Origin of the sequence: Lacibacter sp. MH-610 (genome assembly GCF_045780045.1) — a bacterium.
Taxonomy (GTDB): domain Bacteria; phylum Bacteroidota; class Bacteroidia; order Chitinophagales; family Chitinophagaceae; genus Lacibacter.
In genome coordinates, this window is sequence record NZ_CP116002.1 from 2,873,711 (window position 1) to 2,897,982 (window position 24,272).

Genomic DNA, 24,272 nt, shown 5'->3' on the forward strand with positions numbered 1-24,272 from the left:
ATTAATTGTTAAATTTGTACATCATGCACAAAAAAACTGGTTATATGAGAACAACCAAACGTATCAGCTTTGCAGCTGTGCTGTGTTTTGTGTTGGTAAACATAGCATCCTCCGCAACTCATTTTTCCGGAGGCGAAAATAAGAACCAGGAAAAGGGCGGCGTTAAAATGACACCCGGCAAATCATCTCTTACACTTGGTAATGGTTTTCATTTCCGTGGTGGTTTTACCTTTAACACCAATGCCAATAAATCGGGCAAAACAAACCTGATGCTCAATAACAATCAGGCAATCCGCTTTCAGAAAGGAAACAATCTGTATGTATTACCCTACAAAACAAGGCCGTTCTACAATAAGTTTAAAACTCCTGAAAAGCCTTTAAAATAAAATGAAAGCCGTCTTTAAAGACGGCTTTATATTTGTTGTCATTTATTTCTTTATTTGCTTAATTCTTTTTCTGAAGTTTTTTATTCTCTTGATAACTCATTTCACGGTAGCCTCCTTTTGGCAAATCAAACAAAGCAGCGCTGATGGGGTCGAAATTGATTTTATCAGCGATGTAAGTAATTTTCATATCGCCCAATGTGGCTTCGTATTCAAGCGGAACTCCCGGCAAACCGGCAAACTGCGGACCGTAGTTTTTATTCTGAAAACTGAAGTCAGAAGTATAAAACACTTTAAACGTACTTCCGTCTTTTAAAGTAATGAGCGCCAGTTTACAGTTATATCCAAGAATTTTTTTGGTATCATTCTTAAAATCATATTTGATTCCTGAGAACTTTTGATTGGCATCCTCATACTCCGCTTTTGTCATTCGGATCAATACTTTGTCTTCTCCATAATCATTCATCTGGGTAGCATTACCGCTGCGGGAATCATGTAAAACAGTAGTAGAACCTAAAATACTTTTCAGCTCTGTTTTGAGCAACTGGTTTTTGAAAAACATTTTCAATGTTGCGCCATCCAGGAAGTCGGCCGTTTGCGCTTCTTTGCTGCCGGTTACTACCACAATATTGTACTGCACCACCCCTTCGTTGTATTGCTTTTGAGCAAAACCGGGAAAAGACACCAGTATTAACAATGAGAAAGATACCAGGAACCGCATGGACTCTTTATTTGATTTTAATTGAAACATATTTTTTGGTTCGATGCTTTCAACCGAACAGAGTAAAGATATAAAAAATAGTATGCTGGTTGCACTGCAGTATTTATTTCACAAGCTGTTAAAGAAAACAAAAACACTCACCTTTTGGTGAGCGTTTGCTATAGATTGTAAAAGGCTTATTTACTTCCTTTCGATTTGTTTTGCATATCCTTTACCTTTTGAGCCGTTTGCTGGTTTGATGACTGAATCTGCTCCAGTTTTTCCTGCCACTTGCTCTTGGTTACCGGTTTCTTTTTGTTTTCCTGGATTTTAGCGTGAATTTTCTCATCGCTGATGATAAACTTCTGAATAAAGAACTGTAAACCCAGTGTTACAATATTGGAAACGGTATAATACCAGGTTAAGGCGCTGGGTAAGCTGTTAAAAATAAACAGCAACATGATGGGGAAAAAGTAAATCATGTATTTCATTACCGGGTTATCCTGTGTAGGCGTTGTTTGCATGTTATACACAGAAATAAGAAAACTGGTAATGGTAGCAGTAATGGTAAACAAACTCACATGGTCGCCGTAAAAAGGAATGCTGAAGGGCAAATGTGCAATGCTGTCATAAGCTGAGAGATCATGCGCCCAAAGGAAGTTTTCTCCTCGCAGTGCAATATTGGCATTAAAGAAACTGTATAGTGCAAAGAAGATAGGAATTTGCAGTAAGGCAGGAATACAGCCGCCGAGTGGATTAACACCTGCCTGGCGGAAGAGCTTCATCTGTTCCATACTCATGGCCTGTTGATCATTTCCGAATTTCTTCTTAAGCTCTTCAATATCCGGACGCAGCACCCGCATTTTGGCACCGCTTAGATAGCTGCTGTAAGTAAGTGGCGAAATGATAAGACGGATGAAGAAAGTGAGCAACATAATTACAATACCAATGCTGGTAATGTATTTGCTGAAAAAGTCAAACACGGGCATTACCACAAACCGGTTGATGTATTTTACAAATGCAAAAATACCGTACCCTAACTGCACATGACCCTGCAAACCGATTTCGTACTTTTTTAGAATATGATAGTCATTAGGACCGAAATACAACTGCAGAGGCAATTTTGCTTCGGAGGCACCGGATAAATTAAAACGTAAGGTGCTGTTGGCCGTTAATACCTGTTTTAAAGAATCTTCTTCAGCAGTAGGAACTTTCCAGTCTACATCAGCAGACGACATGGTATTACCTGCAATTAATGAGGTATTAAAGAACTGCTGCTTTACACCGATCCACTTGGTTTTATCACCCAGCTTTTTACTGTCGCCAGTACCGGCTGCAGAAAAATCATAAGAACCTTCTTCATTATAAGCGATATTACTTTGCCCTTTTTCATATTTGAGATCACGCTCCTGCTGATGGGTTACAATATCCCAGTTGATATTCAGCAGTCCCTGTGTAAGCAATTGACCGGCCCCTTTTAACTGAACATCCCACTGAATGAGATAATCATTGTTTTTAAGGGTGAAAATATGTTCAATGCTTTTGCCGGTTGAATCAGCAGCCGTAAAGCGGATTACCTGCTCCTCTCCTTTCTTTTCAACCGGAGAAGCAGTAAAGCTGAGCTGCCTTGTTTCAGCAGATTGATTATTGCCGGTGTTTACAGAATAACTGATGCTGTGACCGTTGCCACCCAGTACTACCGGGGTACTGTCGTATTTTTTAAAGTTTTTGAGTTCTACATATTTGGGATAACCACCCTTATTCGTAAAACCCACTTTCATCAGTTCATTCTCTACAACGGTTATTTGCTCGGCAGCAGCACCGGTAAAACCACCTGCCTGCTGTTGATTGGCTGTAGCTTCCTGCTGAACGGAATCTTTTCGCTGAGCAACCGTATCTGCCGCTTTCTTTTTAGCCACCTGCACAGCAGCTATAGAATCTGCCACCTGCTTTTTTTCTTTTTGCAGCGATGCCTGCTGGCGGTTGGTAACAAAAATATACCCAAACAAAAGCACCATCATCAGCACAAAACCAATAATCGTATTCCGGTCAAAATTCATGTCTTAAAATTTGAGCCGCAAAGGTAGGGATTTGGGGAGAAGTTGAAAGCCGGTAGCCAATAGTCGTAAACAGGGATAAAACATGTACTAACGATAATCTGTTTCAGGCTTCCTTTATCATTTCTTTTGCAATAATTACATTTGAGTATCCGTTTCAGCTTTTGTTCCAACCTGTTCTGTTCCTGCTTTAATCACGCTAAACATTTTAAAACCTTTTCAATGAGTGTACAAACGGCTCCCATGTACGCACAGGATGCGTATGTGCCCAACCAAACTGATGAACTGCTGTGGTGGCTTTCAACTGCTGAAAAAGAATTGATCAAAGATTGTGTGGTAGACCGCAACCGTTATCGTATCGTCGGTATGACGGTTCTGGCAACCTGGATTTTTGCCACATTAGCCTGGACTTATTTTTTCTCCACCGTTATTGATAATGTTTTTCTGTACGTCGGCAGCGGGTTGTTTATGGGCTTCGTAATCTTAACCATCGACCGTGCTTTGATAAAAGGCATCAACCGGTTTAATAAAAACAAAATCACACCCCTGCTCTTTCGTGGAGCACTCGCATTAACCATCGGCACTTTTATGGCACAGCCTGCCATTCTTTACATGTTTGATAAAGAAATAAAAATGCAGGTAAGTCTAGATAATGAAAAAAGGAAACTCACCAAACGAACAGAACTCGATGCCTTGTACAAAAACCGCAAAGATGAATTACTGAAAGAAAAAACTACACTGCAGAAGTCATTGGATACAAAATATGCGGATGTAACTGCAGCCCGTGACAAGTTTTTAGCAGAAACCGACGGAAGCGGAGGTACCGGCAAAGTGGGCATAAAAGATATAGCTATTGCCAAACGTAATGAGTATCAAAAACTGGATGAAGAGTATAAAGCATTGCTTGCTACCAATCAACAAAGGATAACAGCTATTGATGAGGAGTTGAATACGATGGAAGCCACCATCAAACAACAGGAAAAAGATTTTTTGCAATATCTCAACACCGGTTTTCTTACCCGTATTGAAGCAATGAATAACCTGCTCAAAGAAAACAGCGCCTTACAGTTCCGGTATTATCTTATTCTCATTATCCTGATGCTTATTGAACTGATGCCGGTTATTGCCAAAACCATGCTCCCCGCAGGAGTGTATGATGAAAAAGTGCGGCAACGTGAACAGATGGAAAAACTGTTGCTGGAAGAAAGTATGGATTATGAAAAAGACATGAAACGTCTCTACAATAAACTATCCATGCAGCATGATACTGAAACGATGGAAGAATTTTTCAGGATGAATAAAGAGGAACAGAAGAACAAACTCAATCACTTTGGCAAAGACTGGAAGCGGAACGATGAAAACATGCAGGGCTTCTGGTCCAAAGTAAAACAGCAGATGATCAGCCGGCCTGAAAACTAAGCTTTAGTTACAGGTCACAAATGAAAACTGTATTGAATAAAGGTGTAAAGTGAGATGAACTTACCCGAAACAGCACTTACTCATTTAAATAAGGGCAGTATTACATAACGCACCAGCATCACGAGGAGGCAAAACAAGAATACAAAAATGGAAATACGGTTAATGCCGTGCATATACTTCATCCACTGGGTTTTTTCCCTGTTGGGATCGGGCTTTTTGAGATATAAATATTCAGCTACCTGTCGTAAAAAGGCCATAAGTCTCGTTTTGGAATTTAACATCAAAATTAAAAGAAAGTTCAAAGTGTTATGATTTAAATCATAAGCAAGGGTTGCAGGTTGTTTTACATTCGATATTGAAAAATTTTATTCGATTTAAACGTTTAAACGAATTTTTATGAACATTCGCTCTATAGGACCAGCCCTCGCACTAAGCCTTTGCCTGGCCTGCAACAATGCAACCGAAAATCAAACAACTGCCGCAGCAGAAACAACTGTTGACGGAGGACAATCAACCGTACAGGATGATGAAAGCGCCAAAGACATTGCAAAAATTGCCGTGGGCAGTAAAGACCACTCAACACTGGTTGCCGCCTTAAAAGCAGCAGACTATGTAAATGTGATTTCAAATGCCGGTCCGTTTACTGTATTTGCTCCTGTAAACGCAGCTTTTGACAAACTGCCTAAAGGAACACTTGATGATTTACTCAAACCTGAAAACAAAGACAAACTGAGAAGCATACTGGAATATCATGTGTATGTGGGTGTGTTGAAAGATGCTTTGATGAGCGATGGGTTAACGTATGGAATGGCAAGTGGCGACAATGCAACTATTGGAAATAAAGATGGTAAATTGACCGTTAATGGAGTTAATATTATTGCAACCATCCCTGCCAGCAATGGCATTATCTATGTTACGGATGGCGTATTGCTTCCCCCTGCGAAATAACTTCCCTTTGAACAGCCATTAAAAAACCGCTCCAGGGAGCGGTTTTTATTTTACCTGTTTCATTCAGTAGAAAGACTCTTCCCGCTGCACATCATCAATCTTAATTTGCATAACTGTAGCAATTGAAAGTGCCCGTTGTTTAATCTGAAAAGATTTCTCTCCTTCAAACAAATCATCTACTGTTTCATTAAACAGTTTCAACCATCGTTCAAAATGAAAATGATGCATTGCACTTTTAGCATGTAGTTTTTTATGTACTTCCATGGGATTGCCGGCATAACTTCCGGTATGAAAAACTATATTTTCCCAGAAACGATACATTACCGGCAAATGTTTTTCCCAATCTACTTTAACAGTATCCGTAAAAAAATGATGTATGAGTTCGTCTTTTTTTACTTTCTCATAAAATGTATTTACAAGCAGTACAATATCATCATGGTTTTCGATATCCTTTTTCATAGCAATTGTTTATTTAACAATCAACATACTAAAATCACTTATTGCTTTTAATGCATGTAACTGCCGGGCTTTGAAATGAAACATATCTCCCGGCCTCAAATGAAATACTTCCCCTTCCAGCATAAACTCCACTTCACCCTGCTGAACAATAAAGAAGGCATCAACCGGTGAAATATGCGGTTTTAATTCTTCGCCTGCAGGCAGATTGAGCATAATAACATGTATATGATCATCCTTATACACGCCTGACTTTTCAATTTTTTCATGTCGTATATAATCTGTTACGTTTCCTATAAGCATACGCTCTTTTTTATAAATCTTTACGTTTAAATTGTTTTACTGAAAACCAAAGCGGCACCAGCGCCCACATCATCAATGTGATAAAAGAAATAATGATACCGGTACCACTGCCGAAGAACTCATGAAATACGGCTCCTGTATAACCCATTAATGCAGAAATATCCAGCTTCAACAGCATTAAAACTCTCGACAGATCAACCGGGTTGAGCATTGTCAATGCAATCATTGGTTTTTCCAAAGGATACTCACTGAACTGGAACAGGAACAACATCACCACTGCATCATAGATAAGTGTAAATAAAAACCAGAGCAATACCGCAATGCCGATGCCCTTGGCCTTATCTCTTGTTTTAACAGAAGCCAGCAATGCAATACCGGTAAAAATAACTGACTGGAATAAACCTGTAACAAGCAGCATAAAACCCGTTGCTGAAAACTCATACAGCATTACCGGAATTCCTACGCCCACCAAAAAAGCAAGGGATAAACTTAATGCCAGTCCGAAGTACATACTTAACCAGAGTGTTGTACGTTGCAGCGGTTGAGCTACCAGCAACTCCAGGAACTCTGATGAGTTGTAAACATAGATGGTTGAGAAGATGATACTTACCAGTGGAATAAATATGAGTGTAATGTTCATAAGGCTCAATACACCTTTCATTGTATTGGCATCCATATTAAATACACCTATTGAAATGATGAGCAGTACCAATGTATAAGCCAGTACAATTCTGTTTTTTAACAGATCCAGCATTACATATTTTATAATCGTTTTCATCTGAGTATTTTTAATTCAGCGAAAGAAGCAGTTGCATCAATATTTTTTTAAACTGCTGATCACTTCTGATATCCTGATGTTTAGAAAAGAACTTTGACTGTGTTGTTACCGTTGTTTCATGATTTGTGCAATAGCGCCGGCCAGTTTCACCTGCCCGGTATCTGCACGTAATTGTTCCAGGCTTTTATGAAACTGCAAACTGCCATCCTGCATATAAATAATTTCGCTTACCAGGTCATCCAGTTCACTTAATATGTGTGAAGTGATGAGTATTAATTTCCCCTTTTCTTTTTCCGCAATAATTTTCTGTTTCAGAATTTCTGAAGCTACAGGATCTAACCCAGCTGTTGGTTCATCCAGGATCAACACATCCGGGTTGAAAAGAAAGGCAAGTGATGCACTTACTTTTTGCCTTGTACCACCACTGAGTGTCCGCATCTTTTTTTGTTCAATGTTTTTCAATCCAAAAGCAGCAATAAGATCTTCGTCTAAAGAAGTTGTGGACTTACGGATGTCTTTCATCATATCAATTACCTGCGCAATACTCATATTATCAGGATAACGGCCTATCTGCGGCATATAACCAATACGCTCCCGATACTTCCAGTTATGAAGAATGTTATGCTGATCAAATGTTATAAAACCACTGTCCGGCACCACCATTCCCAAAATGGTTTTGATGAGTGTGGTTTTACCGCTTCCGTTAGGTCCAATCAAAGCAATAGCATGTCCCTTGGTGCAGGTAACACTCACATTATCCAGTGCTTTCAGCTTGCCAAAGGTTTTTGTAACGTTTGATGCTATAATCATAATTCAGAATTTAACCGGTTTCATGAGTGGATGATGGTCCTTTAACTCAACCGGAGTTAGTACGGGCATTACTTTTTCAATCTTATCAATTAATGTGGCCATGAAACTGCGGTACATCATCATACTGGATGGGTTACGTTCTGTAATCATTGCATATAAGCTTACGGGATGATAAGGCACATCACCTACACCATTGCGGTTTAAATCATAACCATCATATTTATCCCAGTAGTTTTTTTCAAAACGGCTTAATACAAGATCACCGTTAGTTGCTACGTCAAAAGAATTACCCGTAAAATTGTTATGGGTAAGCAGGTTATCTGCACAGTTTGCCTGTATTTTTAAAGCCCATCCATTACTGCTGAATGTATTTTTCTCTATCTGCAAACGACTGCTGCCTTCCATCATCACACCCACACTGTTATTACGGAAAGTATTACCGCTGATGGTTCCATCACTGATGTCTTTCAGCAAAATGCCGTATGCAGCACTACCCCAGTTATCAGCAAAAAGATTCTGATGCATGTTAATGTGGTTAGAATACATAACCGCCACACCGGCACCGTTGTTTTTAAATGTATTGTTGACGTACGTATCATTATTGGAAAACATGAAGTGGATACCGTAACGTACATTGAGGTAACTGGTATTTCCTTTAATGAATGAATTGGTTACAAACTCAAAATAAATACCATCCCGATGCCCTGTAATGGTATTACCTTCAATCTTCATACTATCGCTCTTCCAGCAATGAATACCGTTAGCCGAATTAATTTCATCTTTTGCATCGCTGGTTAATTTATTACCGGTTATAGTACAGGATGTGGCATGCTGTGAATAGATGCCGAAAAAAGCAAACTCAAACCGGTTGTTTTTAACAGTAACAAAACGACTGTCAGCAATTCGTAACGCAGCAATATCCATATAACTGCTTCTTCCTGAGTTACGAAATACAATCCCTTCCACTACCACCCCATTTGCCTTTATGGTAAGTATTTCATATTTTTTTTCTCCGTCCAGTACCGGATAATTAACACCACGCAACACAAGCGCTTTTGTAAGAATAATCTGTCCTTCTTTATAAACACCTTCATCAATAAGAATCGTATCACCCGCAACAGCTTTATTAACAGCACTCTTGATTGACGGGTGCTGCCTGTTTTTACCAACTGTAATGGTTTTACCAAAGCCGGTGGTGTATATGAAACAAATCAATATCGTAATGAGAATCTTCATTTGCGGATGATATCATTCCATTTTACCTGCTGTGCATTCCATGTTTTTTGAAATTCCTGCATGGAGGATATTGTTTCAAATGCTGCTACATTACCCGCCATAGGACCACGAATAGCATCACCTTGTAATAAAAAAGCTTTGTCAGCAGGAATCAGCTTTTCTTTCTGTGCAAAATCAACCAGGTAAACAATTGCTTTATCTGCTTCTTTCAGAGTTCCGGATTTTAAAAACGATATAATACAATGCGTATCATCAAATTTGTACACCTTGCCTTTAGCTGTTACCAGTTCAGCACCAAAGCCTCTCTCACTGATGATCATTTTACAAAAATGACAGGCATCTTTACCAAATACAATAGGTTGCGGATCGTTGCTGCAGCCCTGCATCATCATAACTATGGGAAACAATAATGCCGTTACATAACGATTCCGTCTTGCCTTTGCTTTCTTCCATTCAAAATAAGCAACGATTAGCATCAGTAATCCTACAGCAAGAAATATATAACCACCTACATCAGGAAAACTGTATGCACCAAAATTGAGCAGTTGTTTAAATCCTATCAACGGTGGTTGATAAGCCATACCCGGCACAACAATAGCAGCATTAGGATCAAGGTTATGACCATAATCGTACTCCCACCTGTAAAAGTCATACATCGCCACAATACCAAACATTACAAACAGCACTAACCATGTGTACAGAAACCAACGCTTACGGAGGAAAGCAGCGAGCAATAAGAACAATCCAAAAAAACCAATGAGATAGGGTAACACGGTAAACTCAATAAAATCGTTGGTATGCAGCGTCTTCATACCGATGTAGTGATTTAATCCATTCACCACATCTACATCGCCACCGATTTTATGCGGATAAATTTTCAATCCCAGTCCTTCGGGATATTGAGGCGCTGTTAAATCAATACGCCAGAGCGGAAACAACAGCGATACACCCAGTGCAACAGCACAGATAATGGAGATGATGCGTGACCGTGGTGAAATATTGTTGCTCATAATTCTGATTAATTTCTATTCTGTTGTAAGAAAGCCTGTCATAACCTGCGTAATAGCTATGACAGGCATTTCTTTTGATAATCATCTTAAACCTTCTTCACTCTTCCAAAGATTTATTACTGTATATCTCATATGCCGAACTATCAATACTGTTTATTTTTTTGTACTGTCGGGAGCGGCTTGCTTACCTACACTGAATGTAAGTGGGAGGTTACTGCCTGCGGGTGATACACGGATGTAACCCTGCATTTCCTGGTGCAACGCACTGCAGAAATCAGTACAATAGAAAGGATATACACCCACTTTTTCAGGAACCCATTTCAACGTAGAAGTTTCGCCAGGCATGATGAGTAATTCAGCATTCAATGCACCTTTTACTGCAAAGCCATGCGGCACATCCCAGTCCTGCTCCAGGTTCGTAACATGGAAATAAACTTCATCACCCAGTTTTATACCTTCAATATTATCCGGTGCAAAGTGAGAACGGATTGAACTCATATACACATGAACCTTATTTCCTTCACGAACCACTTTTGCTTCTTTTTCACCCATTGTTACATAAGGGTGTTTATTTTGATCAAGTTTATAAATCTTAAGACTTTTATCTTTAATAAGAGAGGCGGGCATTGAACCTGCATAGTGCGGTTCACCAATTGTGGGAAAATCAAGAATCAGTTGCATCTTATCACCACTGATGTCATAGATCTGGGCGCTCTGTGTTAACTCAGGACCGGTAGGCAGATAGCGGTCTTTAGTAATTTTGTTATAAGCTACTACATATTTGCCCCAGGGTTTTCTTGTGTCACCACCGGGAACAGAAAGGTGACCGATAGAATAATAAGTAGGTACACGATCCAGCACTTTTAATTCTTTTACATTCCACTTTACAATTTCACTGCTCACAAAGAAAGAAGTATAAGCATTACCATTGGCATCAAACTCTGTATGCAAAGGTCCTAAACCTGGTTTCTGCACTTCGCCATGTAAAGCTGATTCATATTTAATTACAGGAATACCGCCATATTCCCCATCATACGATTTATCAGCAATTGCTTTTTGAATTTTGCTGAAAGAGAATACAGGAATTACAGCTGCCAGTTTACCACTGCCTACAATGTATTCACCGGTAGGATCAGTATCACAACCATGTGGAGATTTAGGACAGGGAATAAAATAACAGATATCTTTCAGAATGGCAGGATCCAGCACCGTTACTTCTGTTCTTATTTCGTGTTTGGCAGTATGAGTGGCTTCATCCCATTTGTTATGAGCATAACGAACCTGCTTTTTAACACCTTTACCTGCTTTGAGGTATTCTTCTGCTTTTTTCCAGTTAACAGCAAGTATAAAATCTTTATCTCGCTGAGATGCGTTTACTTCCAGCAAGGTATTTGCCTGCTCACTGTTATAACAACTGAAAAAGAACCATCCGTGGCTGGGCCCTTTACCGGCACGGCTTAAATCAAAGTTTACACCGGGGAGTAAAAGTTGAAAAGCAATATCCATTTCTCCATGTTCTTTACCGATACTTATGAAACTGATAGTGCCTTTAAAGTTTTGTTTGTAGGATGCAATAGGTACATCCTGGTTATCTCCCACCGGAACACTGAAACGGGTACCTGCTACCAGGTATTCTGAGTTTTCAGTGATGAATGGAGAAGAGTGGTTACCGGCGCTGTTGGGCAATTCAATAATTTCTGCTGTACGGAAGGTTTTGTTATCAATACGTGCCACACGTGGTGTATTGTTAGCATTACCAAAAGTCCAGCGGCCATCAATTTCACCGTTTGTTTGTGAAAAAGAAACGTGGTGCAGATCATCCCACGGAACAAACCCGTTAGAAGTCATTAACATAGGTTTACTCTCTTCGCTATAACCCCATCCTTTTTCAGGATCAACGGAAAATACAGGAATAACACGGAACAATCTGCCGCTGGGCAAACCATAAACACTCATCTGCCCGCTGAAACCGCCTGAAACAAAATTGTAAAATTCATCATACTTACCGGGTGCTACATAAGCTTTCTCAGCTGAGCCGGCAGCAACACCCGTTGCACCTTTAGGCTTACAGCCTGTGATTTGTACTGCTGCAGCTATAACAGCAACCAACAGCAGGTTTTGATAACGTTTCATATTTTATTAGTTGAAGTTTTAATTATTTAACACCATCATTCTTACGCATAAATTCAAATACATGCCTGGCATCATCATCAGTTAAATTCTGGTTAGGCATACGCACCAAACAAATTTCCAGCTGGGCCATTGCCTTGGGATCTTTGTTCAGCATTTCATCAGGGTTGGTGGCAAAATTCATTATCCACTCAGCTGTATGACGGCTGGTTACACCTTTCCATCCCGGGCCTACCAGTTTTTCATCTGTAAGCTTGTGGCAACTGGCGCATTTGGTATCATACACTTTGGTGCCGGCTTCAGCCATAGCAGCATCTAATTGCGGATTTACATCCACCTTGGTAAACTTACCGATGCCACGCTCAGGGTCGTAAGAAGGATTGCCATTGTCTGTTGTGGAAGTGGTAGAAGCTGCATCGTCTTTGGCTTCTGTTTTACTTCCTTCTGAGTTGTTGCCGCAGGCAAACAGGAAGGCTGCCACGGCTGAAAGTAGAAGAAACTTTTTCATATTTGTTCGTTTTAAGATGATTGAACACACAAGATTACTGAGGGTTAAAATGGGTCATTATGATTGAAGTCATATTTGATAAAAGCAGCATTAAACATCATCGTTCTCCCTCTGACACGTAAGCGAATTCTGATGAAGATCAGTTATAAAACTGCTCTCTATCAACAGCTAACCCTCATTGCTTTTTTTATTTTGCTCTCATGCAAACCAATTGTATCATTAATACAGACTTATTATTGGCATGGGGTGCTACTTTTCATAACTACCCGAAAGGGCACGTACTTTTTTATGAAGGTGATTTTGCATATTTCTACTACCAGGTAGTAGAAGGACGTATTAAAATGGTAAACTGTAATGAGGAAGGAAAAGAATTTATACAAGGTATTTTTGAAGAGGGAGAAAGTTTTGGAGAACCACCATTGTTTGATGGCGGCACTTATCCTGCAGGAGCGGTGGCTGAAACAGACATAACCATCATCCGACTGCGTAAAGAAAACTTTTTACAATTACTGAAAGATAATTTTGATATTCATTTTTGCTTTACACAAACACTTGCAAAACGGTTACGTTTCAAATCCATGATTTCAAAAGAAATCTCTTCGTATGGGCCCTCTCACCGCATTTTATCTTTACTTAAAGAATATAAAAAGAGTAAAGGCTTCATGAACGGTGCAAGGTTAAAAATTGATTTAACCCGTCAGCAAATTGCAGATATGACCGGACTGCGTGTTGAAACTGTTATCCGTTCCATTCGTGATCTGCATGAAAAAGGATCTTTAAAAATTGAAAAAGGTAAAGTGTTTTGCTGACATGACTTCAATCATATTCCCTCCCCTTCCTGTTTCTTTGTTTTGCATAGCATGAACCCTGATGTTTCGTTTTTCCGTAAATGGGCACTATTTGCCTTGTTCAACTTTGTAGTACTGGCAGCCGTTGGTGTTTTGCTGCGATACAAGATCTTATTTCCACTGCCGTTTGTTGATCAGAAACATTTACTGCATGCGCACTCTCATTTTGCATTTGCAGGTTGGGTAAGTTTAGCTTTGTATGCAGGTGTTATTTATTTGCTGCAACCAGCCAACCGTTTACTAAAACAACTGGAATGGTTGCTGGTTGCACAGCAAATGGCTGCTTACGGTATGCTCTTTACATTTCCCTTTACAGGTTATGCAGCCGGTTCTATTGCATTTTCCACTGCATCCATTTTTATCAGTTATGGGTTTGCATGGCTGGTGATTAAAGAACTGCTGCGTCGTAAAAAACCGGCACCGGAAAACAAATGGTTGATGGCAGGCATACTGTGTAATGTTCTTTCATCGCTCGGTACTTTTACATTGGCCTTCCTGATGGTTTCAAAAAACATGCGGCAGGATTGGTATTTTGGATCTGTTTACTTCTTCCTTCATTTTCAGTACAACGGATTTTTCCTTTTTACAATCGGCGCCTTATTTATCCGTTATATTTCAAAACACATCAGTGTTACCGGTACCATTCACCTCAACCGCTTTTTTTATTTATTAATCATTGCATTGGTACCTGCCTGGTTTCTTTCACTCATGTGGATGCGGATACCGGGATGGATGTATACAGCAGCAGCTTTAAGCGGCATTATCCAGTTGGTTGCATTAGTGTATTTCTTAAAAGCAATGGCTCCACTCAAACCTTTTTTCCGGGAGCAACTGCAAAAACACGTAAAATGGTTCTGGCTGGCGGCAGCACTGGCTTTTACAATTAAGATTGTATTGCAGGCACTATCAGCTGTTCCCCAACTGAATACTTATGCGTTTGGCGTTCGGCCGGTGGTCATCGGTTTTCTGCACCTGGTGTTACTGGTTTTTGTAAGCGTTTTTATTATCGGTTTCTTCTTACAAAATCAAATGCTGCAACTAACAACACCTGCGGGTAAAAGAGCAGGCTGGATATTTTTGATTGCGGTATTGGTGAATGAAGTTTTATTGATGCTCCAGGGAATTGCCGGTATTACGTACCATACCCTGCCGTATGCCAACCACCTTTTATTACTCACCGCCTTGTTTATTTTCTCCGCTTTGCTAACGCTTTTCATTAAAAATCTGCACCACGATAAACAGGCAGTATAGTGTTTATAAATGGTTGAACCCGAATTGGTTCCTGCTTGCCGTTTTATCCTATATTCGGTAAACTATTTAACTGTTTATGCGTTTCCCTGTTCTTGTCTTAGCACTACTGGCAGCAGTTGCCTGTTCCCGTAAACAAAAGCCACTGTTTGAAAAAATTGATGCACAAAAAAGTGGTATCACTTTTACAAACCAGATAGAAGAAAATGAAATGATCAATATGATCAATTATCAATACCTCTACAATGGTGGTGGCGTTGGTATTGGCGATTTTAATAACGACAGTCTGCCGGATATTTATTTCACTGCCTCCATCAACTCCAACAAACTCTACCTCAACCGTGGAAACATGAAGTTTGAAGATGTAACAGAAACCGCAGGTGTAACCGGTGAACGGAAATGGAGCCGGGGTGCTGCAATTATTGATATTAACAATGACGGATTACTTGATATTTATGTATGTGCCGCCGCCTGGCAAAAAGCAGAACTGAAACAGGATATTCTTTACGTAAACCAGGGTATGAAGACAGGAACTGATATTCCGGTTTTCAGAGATATGACCAATGAATATGGATTGGCAGATACAGCAAGTACACATATGGCGGCTTTCTTTGATTATGATAATGATGGCGATCTTGATCTGTATTGCATCGTTAATGATCTTAACAGGGAGTTTCCGAATACATTCCGGAAAATTAAAAATGATGGCACCGGTTTTACCAATGATATTTTATACCGTAACGATTGGAACCCGCAGTTACAACACGGTGTTTACACCAATGTTTCAACAGAAGCCGGTATTACCTGGGAAGGAAACGGATTAGGAATCAGTATTACAGATATCAATGAGGACGGCTGGAAAGATATTTATGTAAGTAATGATTACTTAAGCGGTAATCTTTTATACATCAATAATAAAAACGGAACATTCACCAATCGTAACAGTGAATATTTTAAACATGGCAGTTTAAATGCCATGGGAAATGATGCTGCTGACATCAATAATGATGGTCTTGTAGATATTGTGGAAATGGATATGATGCCGGAAGATAATTACCGGCAGAAGAAAATGATGGTACAAACAGATTACAACTGGTATTTGTATTCAGCCATGTACGGTTATCCTTATCAAACAGCACGCAATATGCTGCAGGTAAACCGTGGACCAAGAGTTTTGCATAACGATTCTGTAGGAGCTCCTGTCTTTAGTGAAATTGCTTTTTACGGAGGCATGGCTTTTACTGACTGGAGCTGGGCAGCACTCTTAGTAGATGCTGATAACGATGGTTACCGGGATTTAATGACCACCAACGGATTACCAAAAGACGTAACAGATCTTGACTTTGTAGCCTACCGTGAAAGCGGGCAGGCCACTTTACAGGAAGCATTACAACGACTGCCTGCTGCAAAAATCAGCAACTATATTTTCAGGAACAATGGTGATCTTACTTTCTCTGATCAAACGGATACATGGGGTTGGAACTTTCCAACCTACTCCGCCGGTATTGCTTATGCTGATTTTGATAAAGATGGTGATATGGATGTTGTGATTAACAATACCAATATGGAAGCCACACTTCTGGAAAATAAAACCAATGAACAGCAGCCAGAAAAAAAGTATCTACAGCTTAAATTCAGGGGTGATACGAGTAACATCAACGGCATCGGTACAAAAGCTACATTGTATTACAAAGGTCAACTGCAAATGAGTGAGTTCAATCCTTACCGTGGTTATATGAGTACAATGCAGGATATATTGCACTTTGGTTTAGACACCATTCAATCCGTTGACAGCATTGTAATCAACTGGCCGGATGGAAAAAGAGAAACCCTTAAAAATGTAGCAGTGAATCAAACACTATTGGTTATTCAATCTGCAGGAGCACAGCGGATACAGGAAGAGCCCTTGCTTACAGTTACTCAAAATTGGTTCACCAATATCACGAACACGGCCGGACTTTTTTACATGAATGAAGAAACAGACTTTGTTGATTTTAACCAGCAACGTCAACTGCCTCATAAATTTTCATCAAACGGACCCATAGTAACAGCAGGAGATGTAAACGGCGATGGTTTGAGTGATGTGATTGTAGGCGGCACTGCACCCATAGCAGCTAGCGTTTTTGTTCAGCAAACCAATTATTTATTCAAACAACAACCACTGCATATAAATTTTGTACAGCAAACAGATGATGGAGGCCTGGTTTTATTTGATGCAGATAAAGATGGTGATCTTGATTTGTACATTACAAGCGGCAGCACAGAATTACTCAAGCAGAGCAAAGGCTATGCAGATCGCTTTTATACAAATGATGGAAAAGGAAATTTCAGTTATGACAGTCTTGCAGTACCTGCAAACTATGCCAGTAAATCAGTGGTAAAAAACTTTGATTATGATAAAGATGGAGATGATGATTTGTTTATAGGAGAACGGATTGTACCGGGAGAATATCCAAAACCGGGCAGCGGTTTTATTTACCGGAATGATAAAGGCAGGTTTACAGATGTAACAACAGCCGTTGCACCCCAGTTAAAAAATATTGGTATGATAACGGGAGCTGCAACTGCAGATATTGATAAAGATGGCGATGCAGACCTGGTGCTTACCGGTGAGTTGATGGGTATACTTTGCTTAAAAAATGAAAACGGCAAACTAACACTTCAAACCACAAATCTTGATAAAGAAACCGGCTGGTGGAATTGCATTACTGCAGGCGATGTAGATGGTGATGGAGATATTGATTTTGTTGCCGGCAACTACGGAACCAATGGCTATTTCAAAGGAACTGTTGAAGAACCACTTAATGTTTATGGAAATGACTTTGATAATAATCAACGCTGGGATGCTTTTATTACGCTCTTCAAATATGACACTTTGCATGGTAAGAGAAAAGAATTTCCGGCAGGTTACAGAGATCAGTTTGCAGAAGAAATTCCATCTATAAAAAAGTTGTTTCCTGATTATACATCTTTTGCCCGTGCTGATGTTGCAACTGTAGCCGGAAACTTTAACCGCACCGGTCAATTAAAACTGAGTGCAGTACAATTCAACACTGTGTGGATCGAAAACAAAGGCAACTTTGAAATGGTGCTGCATCAATTACCTGCTGAAGCACAATGGAGCCCTGTACATGCAGTATTGCTGCAGGATTTTAATAAGGATGGCTTTGCAGATATCCTGTTAAGCGGAAATGAATTCAGTGTGCATCCTTATGCCGGCAGAATAGACGCAGGCAATGGTCTTGTATTGAAAGGTGATGGCAAAGGAAATTTTAAAGCATTGAGCATTTTAGAAAGTGGTATTTATATTCCGGGTAATGGAAGGGCATTGGTGCCGTTTCAGTATAACAACACAGTAGCAATAGCAGCGTCTCAAACCAATGGAAGATTATTGTTATATCAGCAAAAGAAGTATTAATGCTTTTATGAAGGATCAGAAAGATTGATTTCAAAAAGACAAGCAGGCCCTTGTGAATAATGCACCGGCAAACCGGTTACATCTTTCAGATCAAACAAGCCAAGAAAGTCAAACCCTGCACGGGTATACACTTCAATCAGTTTGGTGTTATTACCAATTGTATCCAGGCGAATATATTGTTTCTGGTTGGCAGCTGCATATTCCCTGGCCCAAGCAACAATGATCTTTACAAAATCATTCCCACGAAAATCTGGATTGGTAGCAATACGGTGAATATAAACGGCGGAATCCTGATTTTTTTCGCCCCATATCTGTTCATCGCTGAAAGTAGTAACCCATACACAGGCAATCTTCCCATCAATCAGCAATTTCCATTGACTCTTTTCTGCAATTTCCGTTTCTACCAGACTTCTTTCAAACTCAGGCCAAACAACAACTGTTTTTTTAGACCGTTGAAAGTCGGAAGCATGTTTGTAGAGACGAAAGATTTCATCAATGTCATTTATGGTGCTGTTTTCAATTTTCATTGCATTGATATTAGGATACAAACATCTTTCTGATTATTCTCTTTATCAACCCGAAACTTGCGATATAATTAAAGGAATCTGATTATTGCATATTTTACACCTGGAACATTCCCACTCTCATTCCTTCCACTTCAGGATTATGATTGGCTGCTGCAATACCTTCACTAATCACACGTCTTGTTTCCAATGGATCAATAATGCCATCCACCCATAAACGGGCTGCGGCATAGTAAGGAGTAGTTTGTTTTTCATAACGGCCTTTGATCTCATCCAGCAATTGTTTTTCATCTTCTGCACTTACTTCTTTGCCTTTTGACTTCATAGCAGCTACCTGTATTTGTAATAAAGTTTTAGCCGCCTGTTCACCACCCATTACTGCAATCTTTGCCTGGGGCCATGCATAAATAAATCTTGGATCATAAGCCTTACCGCACATGGCATAATTACCGGCACCAAAGGAATTACCAACAATGATGGTAATCTTCGGTACTACGCTATTGGCAACGGCATTTACCAGCTTGGCACCATCTTTAATTATACCACTGTGCTCACTTCTGCTGCCTACCATAAAACCGGTAACATCCTGCAAAAAAACCAATGGAATTTTCTTTTGATTACAATTGAGAATAAAGCGTGCCGCTTTATCAGCGCTGTCATTATAAATAACACCGCCTAACTGCATTTCATTCTTCTTATTCTTAACGATGGTACGCTGATTGGCTACGATACCTACTGCCCAGCCATCAATGCGTGCATAACCACAGAGGATGGTTTTGCCATAGTCTTGCTTGAACTGGTCGAAGTCACTTTCGTCAACAATGCGTTCAATCACATCCAGCATATCATAAGGCTTGCCATCAGCGGGAAATAAACCATACAAGTCTTCAGGATTTTTCTTGGGTGGTTTTGAAGCAACTCTGTCAAAGCCCGCTTTCTTTTTTTCGCCCAGCTTACTCATGAGTTTTTTTACTTCATCCAGGCACTCCTGCTCGGTTTTAAATTTATAATCAGCAATACCACTTATTTCAGTATGCGTTACTGCTCCGCCGAGTGTTTCAATATCCACATCTTCACCTATAGCTGCCTTTACCAAATAAGGACCTGCGAGAAAGATAGAACCATTACCTTCTACCATTAATGTTTCATCGCTCATAATAGGCAAATAAGCACCGCCTGCTACACAGGCTCCCATCACTGCAGCAATCTGTGTAATACCCATGGCACTCATACGTGCATTATTGCGGAAGATGCGGCCAAAATGCTCTTTATCAGGAAAAATTTCATCCTGCATGGGTAAATAAACACCGGCGCTATCCACCAGGTATATAACAGGCAAATGGTTTTCCATGGCAATTTCCTGCATACGTAAGTTTTTCTTGCCGGTTACAGGAAACCAGGCCCCTGCCTTTACAGTCTGGTCATTGGCAACAATCACACATTGGCGGCCGCTCACATACCCAATACCTGCTACGGTTCCACCGGCAGGGCAACCACCTTCTGCTACATACATATCATAACCGGCAAATGCGCCTATTTCAATAAAAGGCGTATCAGCATCACATAAATAGTTGATGCGTTCTCTCGCTGTGAGTTTGTTACGTTCTTTTTGTTTTTCGATTGATTTTTTTCCGCCGCCTTCATAAATTTTTGCAAGGCGTTGTTTCATTTCGCTTAAGGCGAGTTTCATTACATCTTCATTCCTGTTGAACTGGATATCCATGGCAAATTGTTGAATCGTTACTGCAAGATAAGGGCAAAAGAGCTAAGATATTTTTAAGCAAATCCTCTATATTTGCAACCCGTTGGGGAATTAGCTCAGTTGGCTAGAGCGTCCCGCTTGAAGGCGGGAAGACCACCGACAAAAGTTCTAAATAAAATGGGGAATTAGCTCAGTTGGCTAGAGCGCTTGCATGGCATGCAAGAGGCCACCGGTTCGAATCCGGTATTCTCCACAAGCTTTAAAGCCGCCTTCGGGTGGCTTTCTTCTTAAAAGAAACGGGTGGCAATGCCACCCGTTTCTTTTTACTGGTTGATTGATTCCTTCGCTTCCTTTAATTTTTCCTTCAGCTTTTCACCTACTTTGCCTGCTTCTTTTTTTGCAGGCTCAATTACTTTATTAGTCAATGTATCAGCAATAACTGCTCCTTTACTTTGAGCAGAATCAATCAGCTCATTCATTTTCTCCTGTGCTTTATCTACTGTGTTTAAAGTATCAGCTGCTTTTTCATTATCTGTTTTTTCACCGGAGTTACTGCAGGCAGTTAACAAAGCAACTACCGCAAACAGGACAATATACTTCTTCATAGTTCTGACTTTTATAAGGTTATTTTTTTCTGAAAAATAAACGGATGGGAACTCCTTTAAAGTTAAAGGCCAGGCGCAACTGATTTTCCAGGTAATTCTTATACGGTTGTTTTACATCATCCGGATGATTACAGAAAAATGCAAAAGAAGGAACCTGTGTAGGTAACTGTGTTGCATACTTGATGCTTACCGGTACACCACGAATTACCGGCGGGTGGTATGCATTAATTGCCTTCTGAACCACTTCATTCAGATCAGAAGTAGTGATCTTACGTTTCTTATTTTCCACCACCTGCAAAGCTGCTTCAATGGCCTGCATCAAACGCACTTTTTCCAGTGCAGAGATAAATAAGATGGGCACATCATTGAAAGGTGCCAGTCGCTTTTTCAATTCCTTTTCATAATCACGTGCGGTGTTGGTTTCTTTCTGCATCAGGTCCCATTTGTTTACCAGCACCACGATTCCTTTCCCCTTTTTTACGGCTAATGAATAAATATTCAGATCCTGTTGAGTAATTCCTTTTTCCGCATCCAGCAGCAATAAACAAACATCTGCTTCATCCATGGCACGTATAGCACGTATAACACTGTAAAACTCCAGGTCTTCATTCACTTTTGTTTTACGGCGAATACCGGCCGTATCAATCAAAATAAATTCTTTACCGTAAAGATTGTAATGCGTATGAATGGTATCACGGGTGGTACCTGCCACATCACTTACAATGGTTCTTTCTTCGCCCAACAATGAATTCAGCAATGAAGATTTACCAACATTGGGCTGACCAATAATAGCAATGCGTGGAATTTCTTTTTCGTCTTTATCAATTGCTTCTTCCGGTATCAGTTCAGCTACTGCATCCAGCAATTCACCACTGCCGCTGCCCGTCATACTGGAAAGAAAAAATATTTTGTCAAACCCTAATGCATAAAACTCACTTGCTTCCAGCAGGCGGTCATGATTATCTACTTTGTTAACAGCTAAAAAGACAGGCTTATCAGTACGGCGCAGCACATCGGCCATTGCTTCATCCAGATCAGTGATGCCCGTTGCTGCATCGCACATAAACACTACGGCATTGGCTTCATCCAAAGCAATTTTCACCTGTTTGCGGATTTCTTTTTCAAACACATCCTCACTATCAGGGACGAAACCTCCGGTATCTACAAGGTTAAAACTTTTTCCGTTCCAATCGGCCACACCGTATTGACGATCACGTGTAACACCGCTCTGGTCATCCACAATCGCTTTTCGCTCCTGCAACAAACGGTTGAAGAAGGTACTCTTTCCCACATTTGGCCGGCCTACAATGGCCACAGTAAATCCACTCATAGTACAAAATTATAAAGGCGGCAAAAGTAACAAATTAAAAAGGAATGGGTGGGGCTGTCAACGTTCATCGCATACGCATCCATTATCCGTGTCTTACGGCTCCGCTTTGCTGCGGCCCTTCGCTGTCGCTCGGTCTACCCTTCAGCCACGGCAGCCCTTCATCAAAAAAACTTTACTCAGCACTTATTACAACCAGTTTCATCATTCATAATCTTTCCTCATTTATTGGTCTGACGGGCAAGGCCCGTACCGACCAATGAGCAACCTTCTTACTTCCTCCTACTTCTCAATACCCATATTCTTTCAAAAACAAATCATTATCTCTCCACTTGGGGCGCACTTTTACAAACAATTCCAGGAACACTTTACTATCTACAAATTTTTCAATATCAACCCTTGCTTCGCTGCCGATTTTTTTAATCATCTGTCCGCCGGTGCCAATTAAAATTGCTTTCTGGCTTTCACGGTTTACAATAATATCAGCACTGATTTTAATGAGTGATTGCTTTTCTTTAAACTCAGTAACAAGAACGGTTGTATGATAAGGAATCTCGTCTTCAAACAAACCGAAAATTTTTTCACGGATCAATTCTGCTACAAAAAAACGAGTACTTAAATCTGTAAGCTGATCTTCTTCAAAGAAAGGCTCCCCTTCAGGAAGCAGTTCAAGAATTTCTTTTAAAAATTTCTCCTGTTTAAATCCTGTAAGAGCAGAAATGGTAACAACTTTTTTACAGTAAGATTTACTTTCAAAAAAAGAAATGGCCCCGGCTGTTAATGCAGCATCGCTTTTATCAATCTTATTCAATACTACAATACAGGGCACTTTTAATTTAAGTGAAGCAAACAATTCATCATTCTCTTCCAGGTTATCTTTTATATCCACCAGCAACAAAGCCACATCAGCATCTTCAAGGGCGCTCTTTACACTATGCATCATCTTTTGCTGCAGCTTGTACTTAGGATCAATAATACCGGGTGTATCAGAAAAAATAATTTGGTAAGCAGCCGTTGTTAAAATCCCTTTGATGCGATGACGGGTTGTTTGCACTTTAGGGGAAACAATAGCCAATTTCTCGCCCAGTAACGCATTCATTAATGTGCTTTTACCGGCATTGGGCTTACCAAATATGTTTACAAAACCAACTTTCATTCTACGTGTAATCTACAAAAAAAATCCTCCGATACTTCGGAGGATTGCTTGGTTGCGAAGGGAGGGATCGAACCTCCGACCTTCGGGTTATGAGCCCGACGAGCTACCGCTGCTCTACTTCGCGGAATGGAGTGCAAATGTACAGTCTTCGTGCTTTGCTTCCAAAACATTTCAGGAATGTTTTAAAATAAAAATCCCGTCATAAAGACGGGACTATAGTAAGCAATTGGTTTGGCTATGCTTGAAAACTAATTACCATTTATCAACTTCTTCATTCGCACCATTATCTCCTGCTGATGCAGAGGGAGTTTCAGCTACTGGTACAGGTGCAGGAGCGGGAGCCGTTGTTGTCTGCACATCTTCTGCAACCACATCACCATCACCACTGGAAGGCGCATCTTCATGATTGAATGCATCAAAATCAAAGTCAGGCATCAATTCTGTTTTTACATAATCTACCGCCTCATTCAATCCCTTAATGAATTTGTTGAAATCTTCTTTGTATAAAAAGATTTTGTGTCGGTCGTACCCTTCACCGGTAAACCGCTTACGGCTTTCAGTGATGGTAAGGTAATAGTCATTACCACGGGTTGATCTCACATCAAAAAAATAAGTTCTTCTCTTACCGGCACGGATTCGTTTGCTGTAAATACTTTCCGCCCTTTTGTCGTTGTTATCGTACGCCACAGTTGTTTGATTTAGTTAG

The 24,272-nt window shown here is 40.2% G+C and carries 23 protein-coding genes and 2 tRNA genes; 7 read left to right on the top strand and 18 right to left on the bottom strand.

The genetic code is table 11. The features are described from left to right. The first annotated feature begins 44 nt into the window (after positions 1–44). Complete coding sequence (locus PDL71_RS13265; RefSeq protein WP_407521832.1) at positions 45–386, top strand: hypothetical protein; 342 nt, start codon at positions 45–47, stop codon at positions 384–386. Positions 387–444: 58 nt separating this feature from the next. Here the strand turns inward: PDL71_RS13265 and PDL71_RS13270 are convergent, their stop codons facing one another. Then, positions 445–1,134, bottom strand: a complete 690-nt coding sequence (locus PDL71_RS13270) for a hypothetical protein (protein WP_407521834.1) — start codon at positions 1,132–1,134, stop codon at positions 445–447. A 146-nt stretch (positions 1,135–1,280) separates the two neighbouring features. After that, positions 1,281–3,143: a membrane protein insertase YidC gene (gene yidC / locus PDL71_RS13275; protein WP_407521836.1), complete on the bottom strand. Its 1,863-nt coding sequence runs from the start codon at positions 3,141–3,143 to the stop codon at positions 1,281–1,283. Positions 3,144–3,362: 219 nt separating this feature from the next. Here yidC and PDL71_RS13280 point away from each other — a divergent pair, with 219 nt between their 5' ends. Beyond that, positions 3,363–4,559 (top strand): DUF4407 domain-containing protein, encoded by a 1,197-nt coding sequence (locus tag PDL71_RS13280; RefSeq protein ID WP_407521838.1) that lies wholly within the window; start codon positions 3,363–3,365, stop codon positions 4,557–4,559. 80 nt (positions 4,560–4,639) lie between these two features. On the opposite strand, the gene PDL71_RS13285 is transcribed toward PDL71_RS13280, so the two are convergent. After that, entirely contained in the window at positions 4,640–4,816 is a 177-nt protein-coding gene (locus PDL71_RS13285) for a DUF6728 family protein (RefSeq protein ID WP_407521840.1), read from the bottom strand. A gap of 139 nt (positions 4,817–4,955) precedes the next feature. On the opposite strand from PDL71_RS13285, the gene PDL71_RS13290 reads away from it, so the two are divergent. Continuing rightward, positions 4,956–5,507 (top strand): fasciclin domain-containing protein, encoded by a 552-nt coding sequence (locus PDL71_RS13290; protein ID WP_407521842.1) that lies wholly within the window; start codon positions 4,956–4,958, stop codon positions 5,505–5,507. 63 nt (positions 5,508–5,570) lie between these two features. On the opposite strand, the gene PDL71_RS13295 is transcribed toward PDL71_RS13290, so the two are convergent. The 8 genes from PDL71_RS13295 to PDL71_RS13330 form a co-directional block, all read right to left on the bottom strand. Continuing rightward, a complete protein-coding gene (locus PDL71_RS13295; RefSeq protein WP_407521844.1) occupies positions 5,571–5,966 on the bottom strand; it encodes a group III truncated hemoglobin in 396 nt (131 codons plus the stop codon). Positions 5,967–5,975: 9 nt separating this feature from the next. Continuing rightward, positions 5,976–6,266 (bottom strand): cupin domain-containing protein, encoded by a 291-nt coding sequence (locus PDL71_RS13300; protein WP_407521847.1) that lies wholly within the window; start codon positions 6,264–6,266, stop codon positions 5,976–5,978. 10 nt (positions 6,267–6,276) lie between these two features. Then, positions 6,277–7,044, bottom strand: coding sequence for an ABC transporter permease (locus tag PDL71_RS13305; protein WP_407521849.1), 768 nt, complete (start codon positions 7,042–7,044; stop codon positions 6,277–6,279). Positions 7,045–7,149: 105 nt separating this feature from the next. Next, positions 7,150–7,854, bottom strand: coding sequence for an ABC transporter ATP-binding protein (locus PDL71_RS13310; RefSeq protein ID WP_407521851.1), 705 nt, complete (start codon positions 7,852–7,854; stop codon positions 7,150–7,152). Between the two features lie 3 nt (positions 7,855–7,857). Next, positions 7,858–9,090: a nitrous oxide reductase family maturation protein NosD gene (locus tag PDL71_RS13315; protein ID WP_407521854.1), complete on the bottom strand. Its 1,233-nt coding sequence runs from the start codon at positions 9,088–9,090 to the stop codon at positions 7,858–7,860. Further along, the gene (locus tag PDL71_RS13320) at positions 9,087–10,100 is read right to left on the bottom strand and encodes a nitrous oxide reductase accessory protein NosL (RefSeq protein WP_407521856.1); all 1,014 of its coding nucleotides are present in this window, start codon (positions 10,098–10,100) and stop codon (positions 9,087–9,089) included. Before PDL71_RS13320 ends, PDL71_RS13315 begins: the two co-directional genes overlap by 4 nt. Positions 10,101–10,253: 153 nt before the next feature. Then, complete coding sequence (nosZ, locus tag PDL71_RS13325) at positions 10,254–12,233, bottom strand: Sec-dependent nitrous-oxide reductase (RefSeq protein WP_407521859.1); 1,980 nt, start codon at positions 12,231–12,233, stop codon at positions 10,254–10,256. A gap of 22 nt (positions 12,234–12,255) precedes the next feature. Then, the gene (locus tag PDL71_RS13330) at positions 12,256–12,738 is read right to left on the bottom strand and encodes a c-type cytochrome (RefSeq protein WP_407521861.1); all 483 of its coding nucleotides are present in this window, start codon (positions 12,736–12,738) and stop codon (positions 12,256–12,258) included. 200 nt (positions 12,739–12,938) lie between these two features. Between PDL71_RS13330 and PDL71_RS13335 the strand changes: the two genes are divergently transcribed. The 3 genes from PDL71_RS13335 (at position 12,939) to PDL71_RS13345 (ending at position 18,252) form a co-directional block, all read left to right on the top strand. Beyond that, the gene (locus PDL71_RS13335) at positions 12,939–13,547 is read left to right on the top strand and encodes a Crp/Fnr family transcriptional regulator (protein WP_407521864.1); all 609 of its coding nucleotides are present in this window, start codon (positions 12,939–12,941) and stop codon (positions 13,545–13,547) included. A gap of 51 nt (positions 13,548–13,598) precedes the next feature. Beyond that, positions 13,599–14,837, top strand: coding sequence for a hypothetical protein (locus PDL71_RS13340; RefSeq protein WP_407521867.1), 1,239 nt, complete (start codon positions 13,599–13,601; stop codon positions 14,835–14,837). Between the two features lie 76 nt (positions 14,838–14,913). Next, positions 14,914–18,252 carry a VCBS repeat-containing protein gene (locus PDL71_RS13345; protein WP_407521869.1) on the top strand — a complete coding sequence of 1,113 codons (3,339 nt, stop codon included), beginning with the start codon at positions 14,914–14,916 and terminating at the stop codon, positions 18,250–18,252. A 5-nt stretch (positions 18,253–18,257) separates the two neighbouring features. Here the strand turns inward: PDL71_RS13345 and PDL71_RS13350 are convergent, their stop codons facing one another. Beyond that, positions 18,258–18,779 (bottom strand): GNAT family N-acetyltransferase, encoded by a 522-nt coding sequence (locus PDL71_RS13350; protein ID WP_407521871.1) that lies wholly within the window; start codon positions 18,777–18,779, stop codon positions 18,258–18,260. Between the two features lie 94 nt (positions 18,780–18,873). Next, a complete protein-coding gene (locus PDL71_RS13355; RefSeq protein WP_407521873.1) occupies positions 18,874–20,499 on the bottom strand; it encodes an acyl-CoA carboxylase subunit beta in 1,626 nt (541 codons plus the stop codon). Positions 20,500–20,657: 158 nt separating this feature from the next. Between PDL71_RS13355 and PDL71_RS13360 the strand changes: the two genes are divergently transcribed. Further along, positions 20,658–20,731: transfer RNA gene (locus tag PDL71_RS13360), tRNA-Ala, on the top strand. A 70-nt stretch (positions 20,732–20,801) separates the two neighbouring features. Here PDL71_RS13360 and PDL71_RS13365 read toward each other — a convergent pair. The 5 genes from PDL71_RS13365 to PDL71_RS13385 all read right to left on the bottom strand — a co-directional run bounded on the left by PDL71_RS13365 (position 20,802) and on the right by PDL71_RS13385 (position 24,253). Then, positions 20,802–21,083 (bottom strand): hypothetical protein, encoded by a 282-nt coding sequence (locus PDL71_RS13365; RefSeq protein WP_407521876.1) that lies wholly within the window; start codon positions 21,081–21,083, stop codon positions 20,802–20,804. A gap of 19 nt (positions 21,084–21,102) precedes the next feature. Then, the gene (gene der / locus PDL71_RS13370) at positions 21,103–22,413 is read right to left on the bottom strand and encodes a ribosome biogenesis GTPase Der (protein ID WP_407521878.1); all 1,311 of its coding nucleotides are present in this window, start codon (positions 22,411–22,413) and stop codon (positions 21,103–21,105) included. A 286-nt stretch (positions 22,414–22,699) separates the two neighbouring features. After that, a complete protein-coding gene (gene era / locus PDL71_RS13375) occupies positions 22,700–23,566 on the bottom strand; it encodes a GTPase Era (protein WP_407521881.1) in 867 nt (288 codons plus the stop codon). A gap of 49 nt (positions 23,567–23,615) precedes the next feature. Further along, positions 23,616–23,690 (bottom strand) — tRNA-Met (locus PDL71_RS13380). 128 nt (positions 23,691–23,818) lie between these two features. Then, positions 23,819–24,253, bottom strand: a complete 435-nt coding sequence (locus PDL71_RS13385; protein ID WP_407521883.1) for a DUF3276 family protein — start codon at positions 24,251–24,253, stop codon at positions 23,819–23,821. Positions 24,254–24,272: the final 19 nt, after the last annotated feature.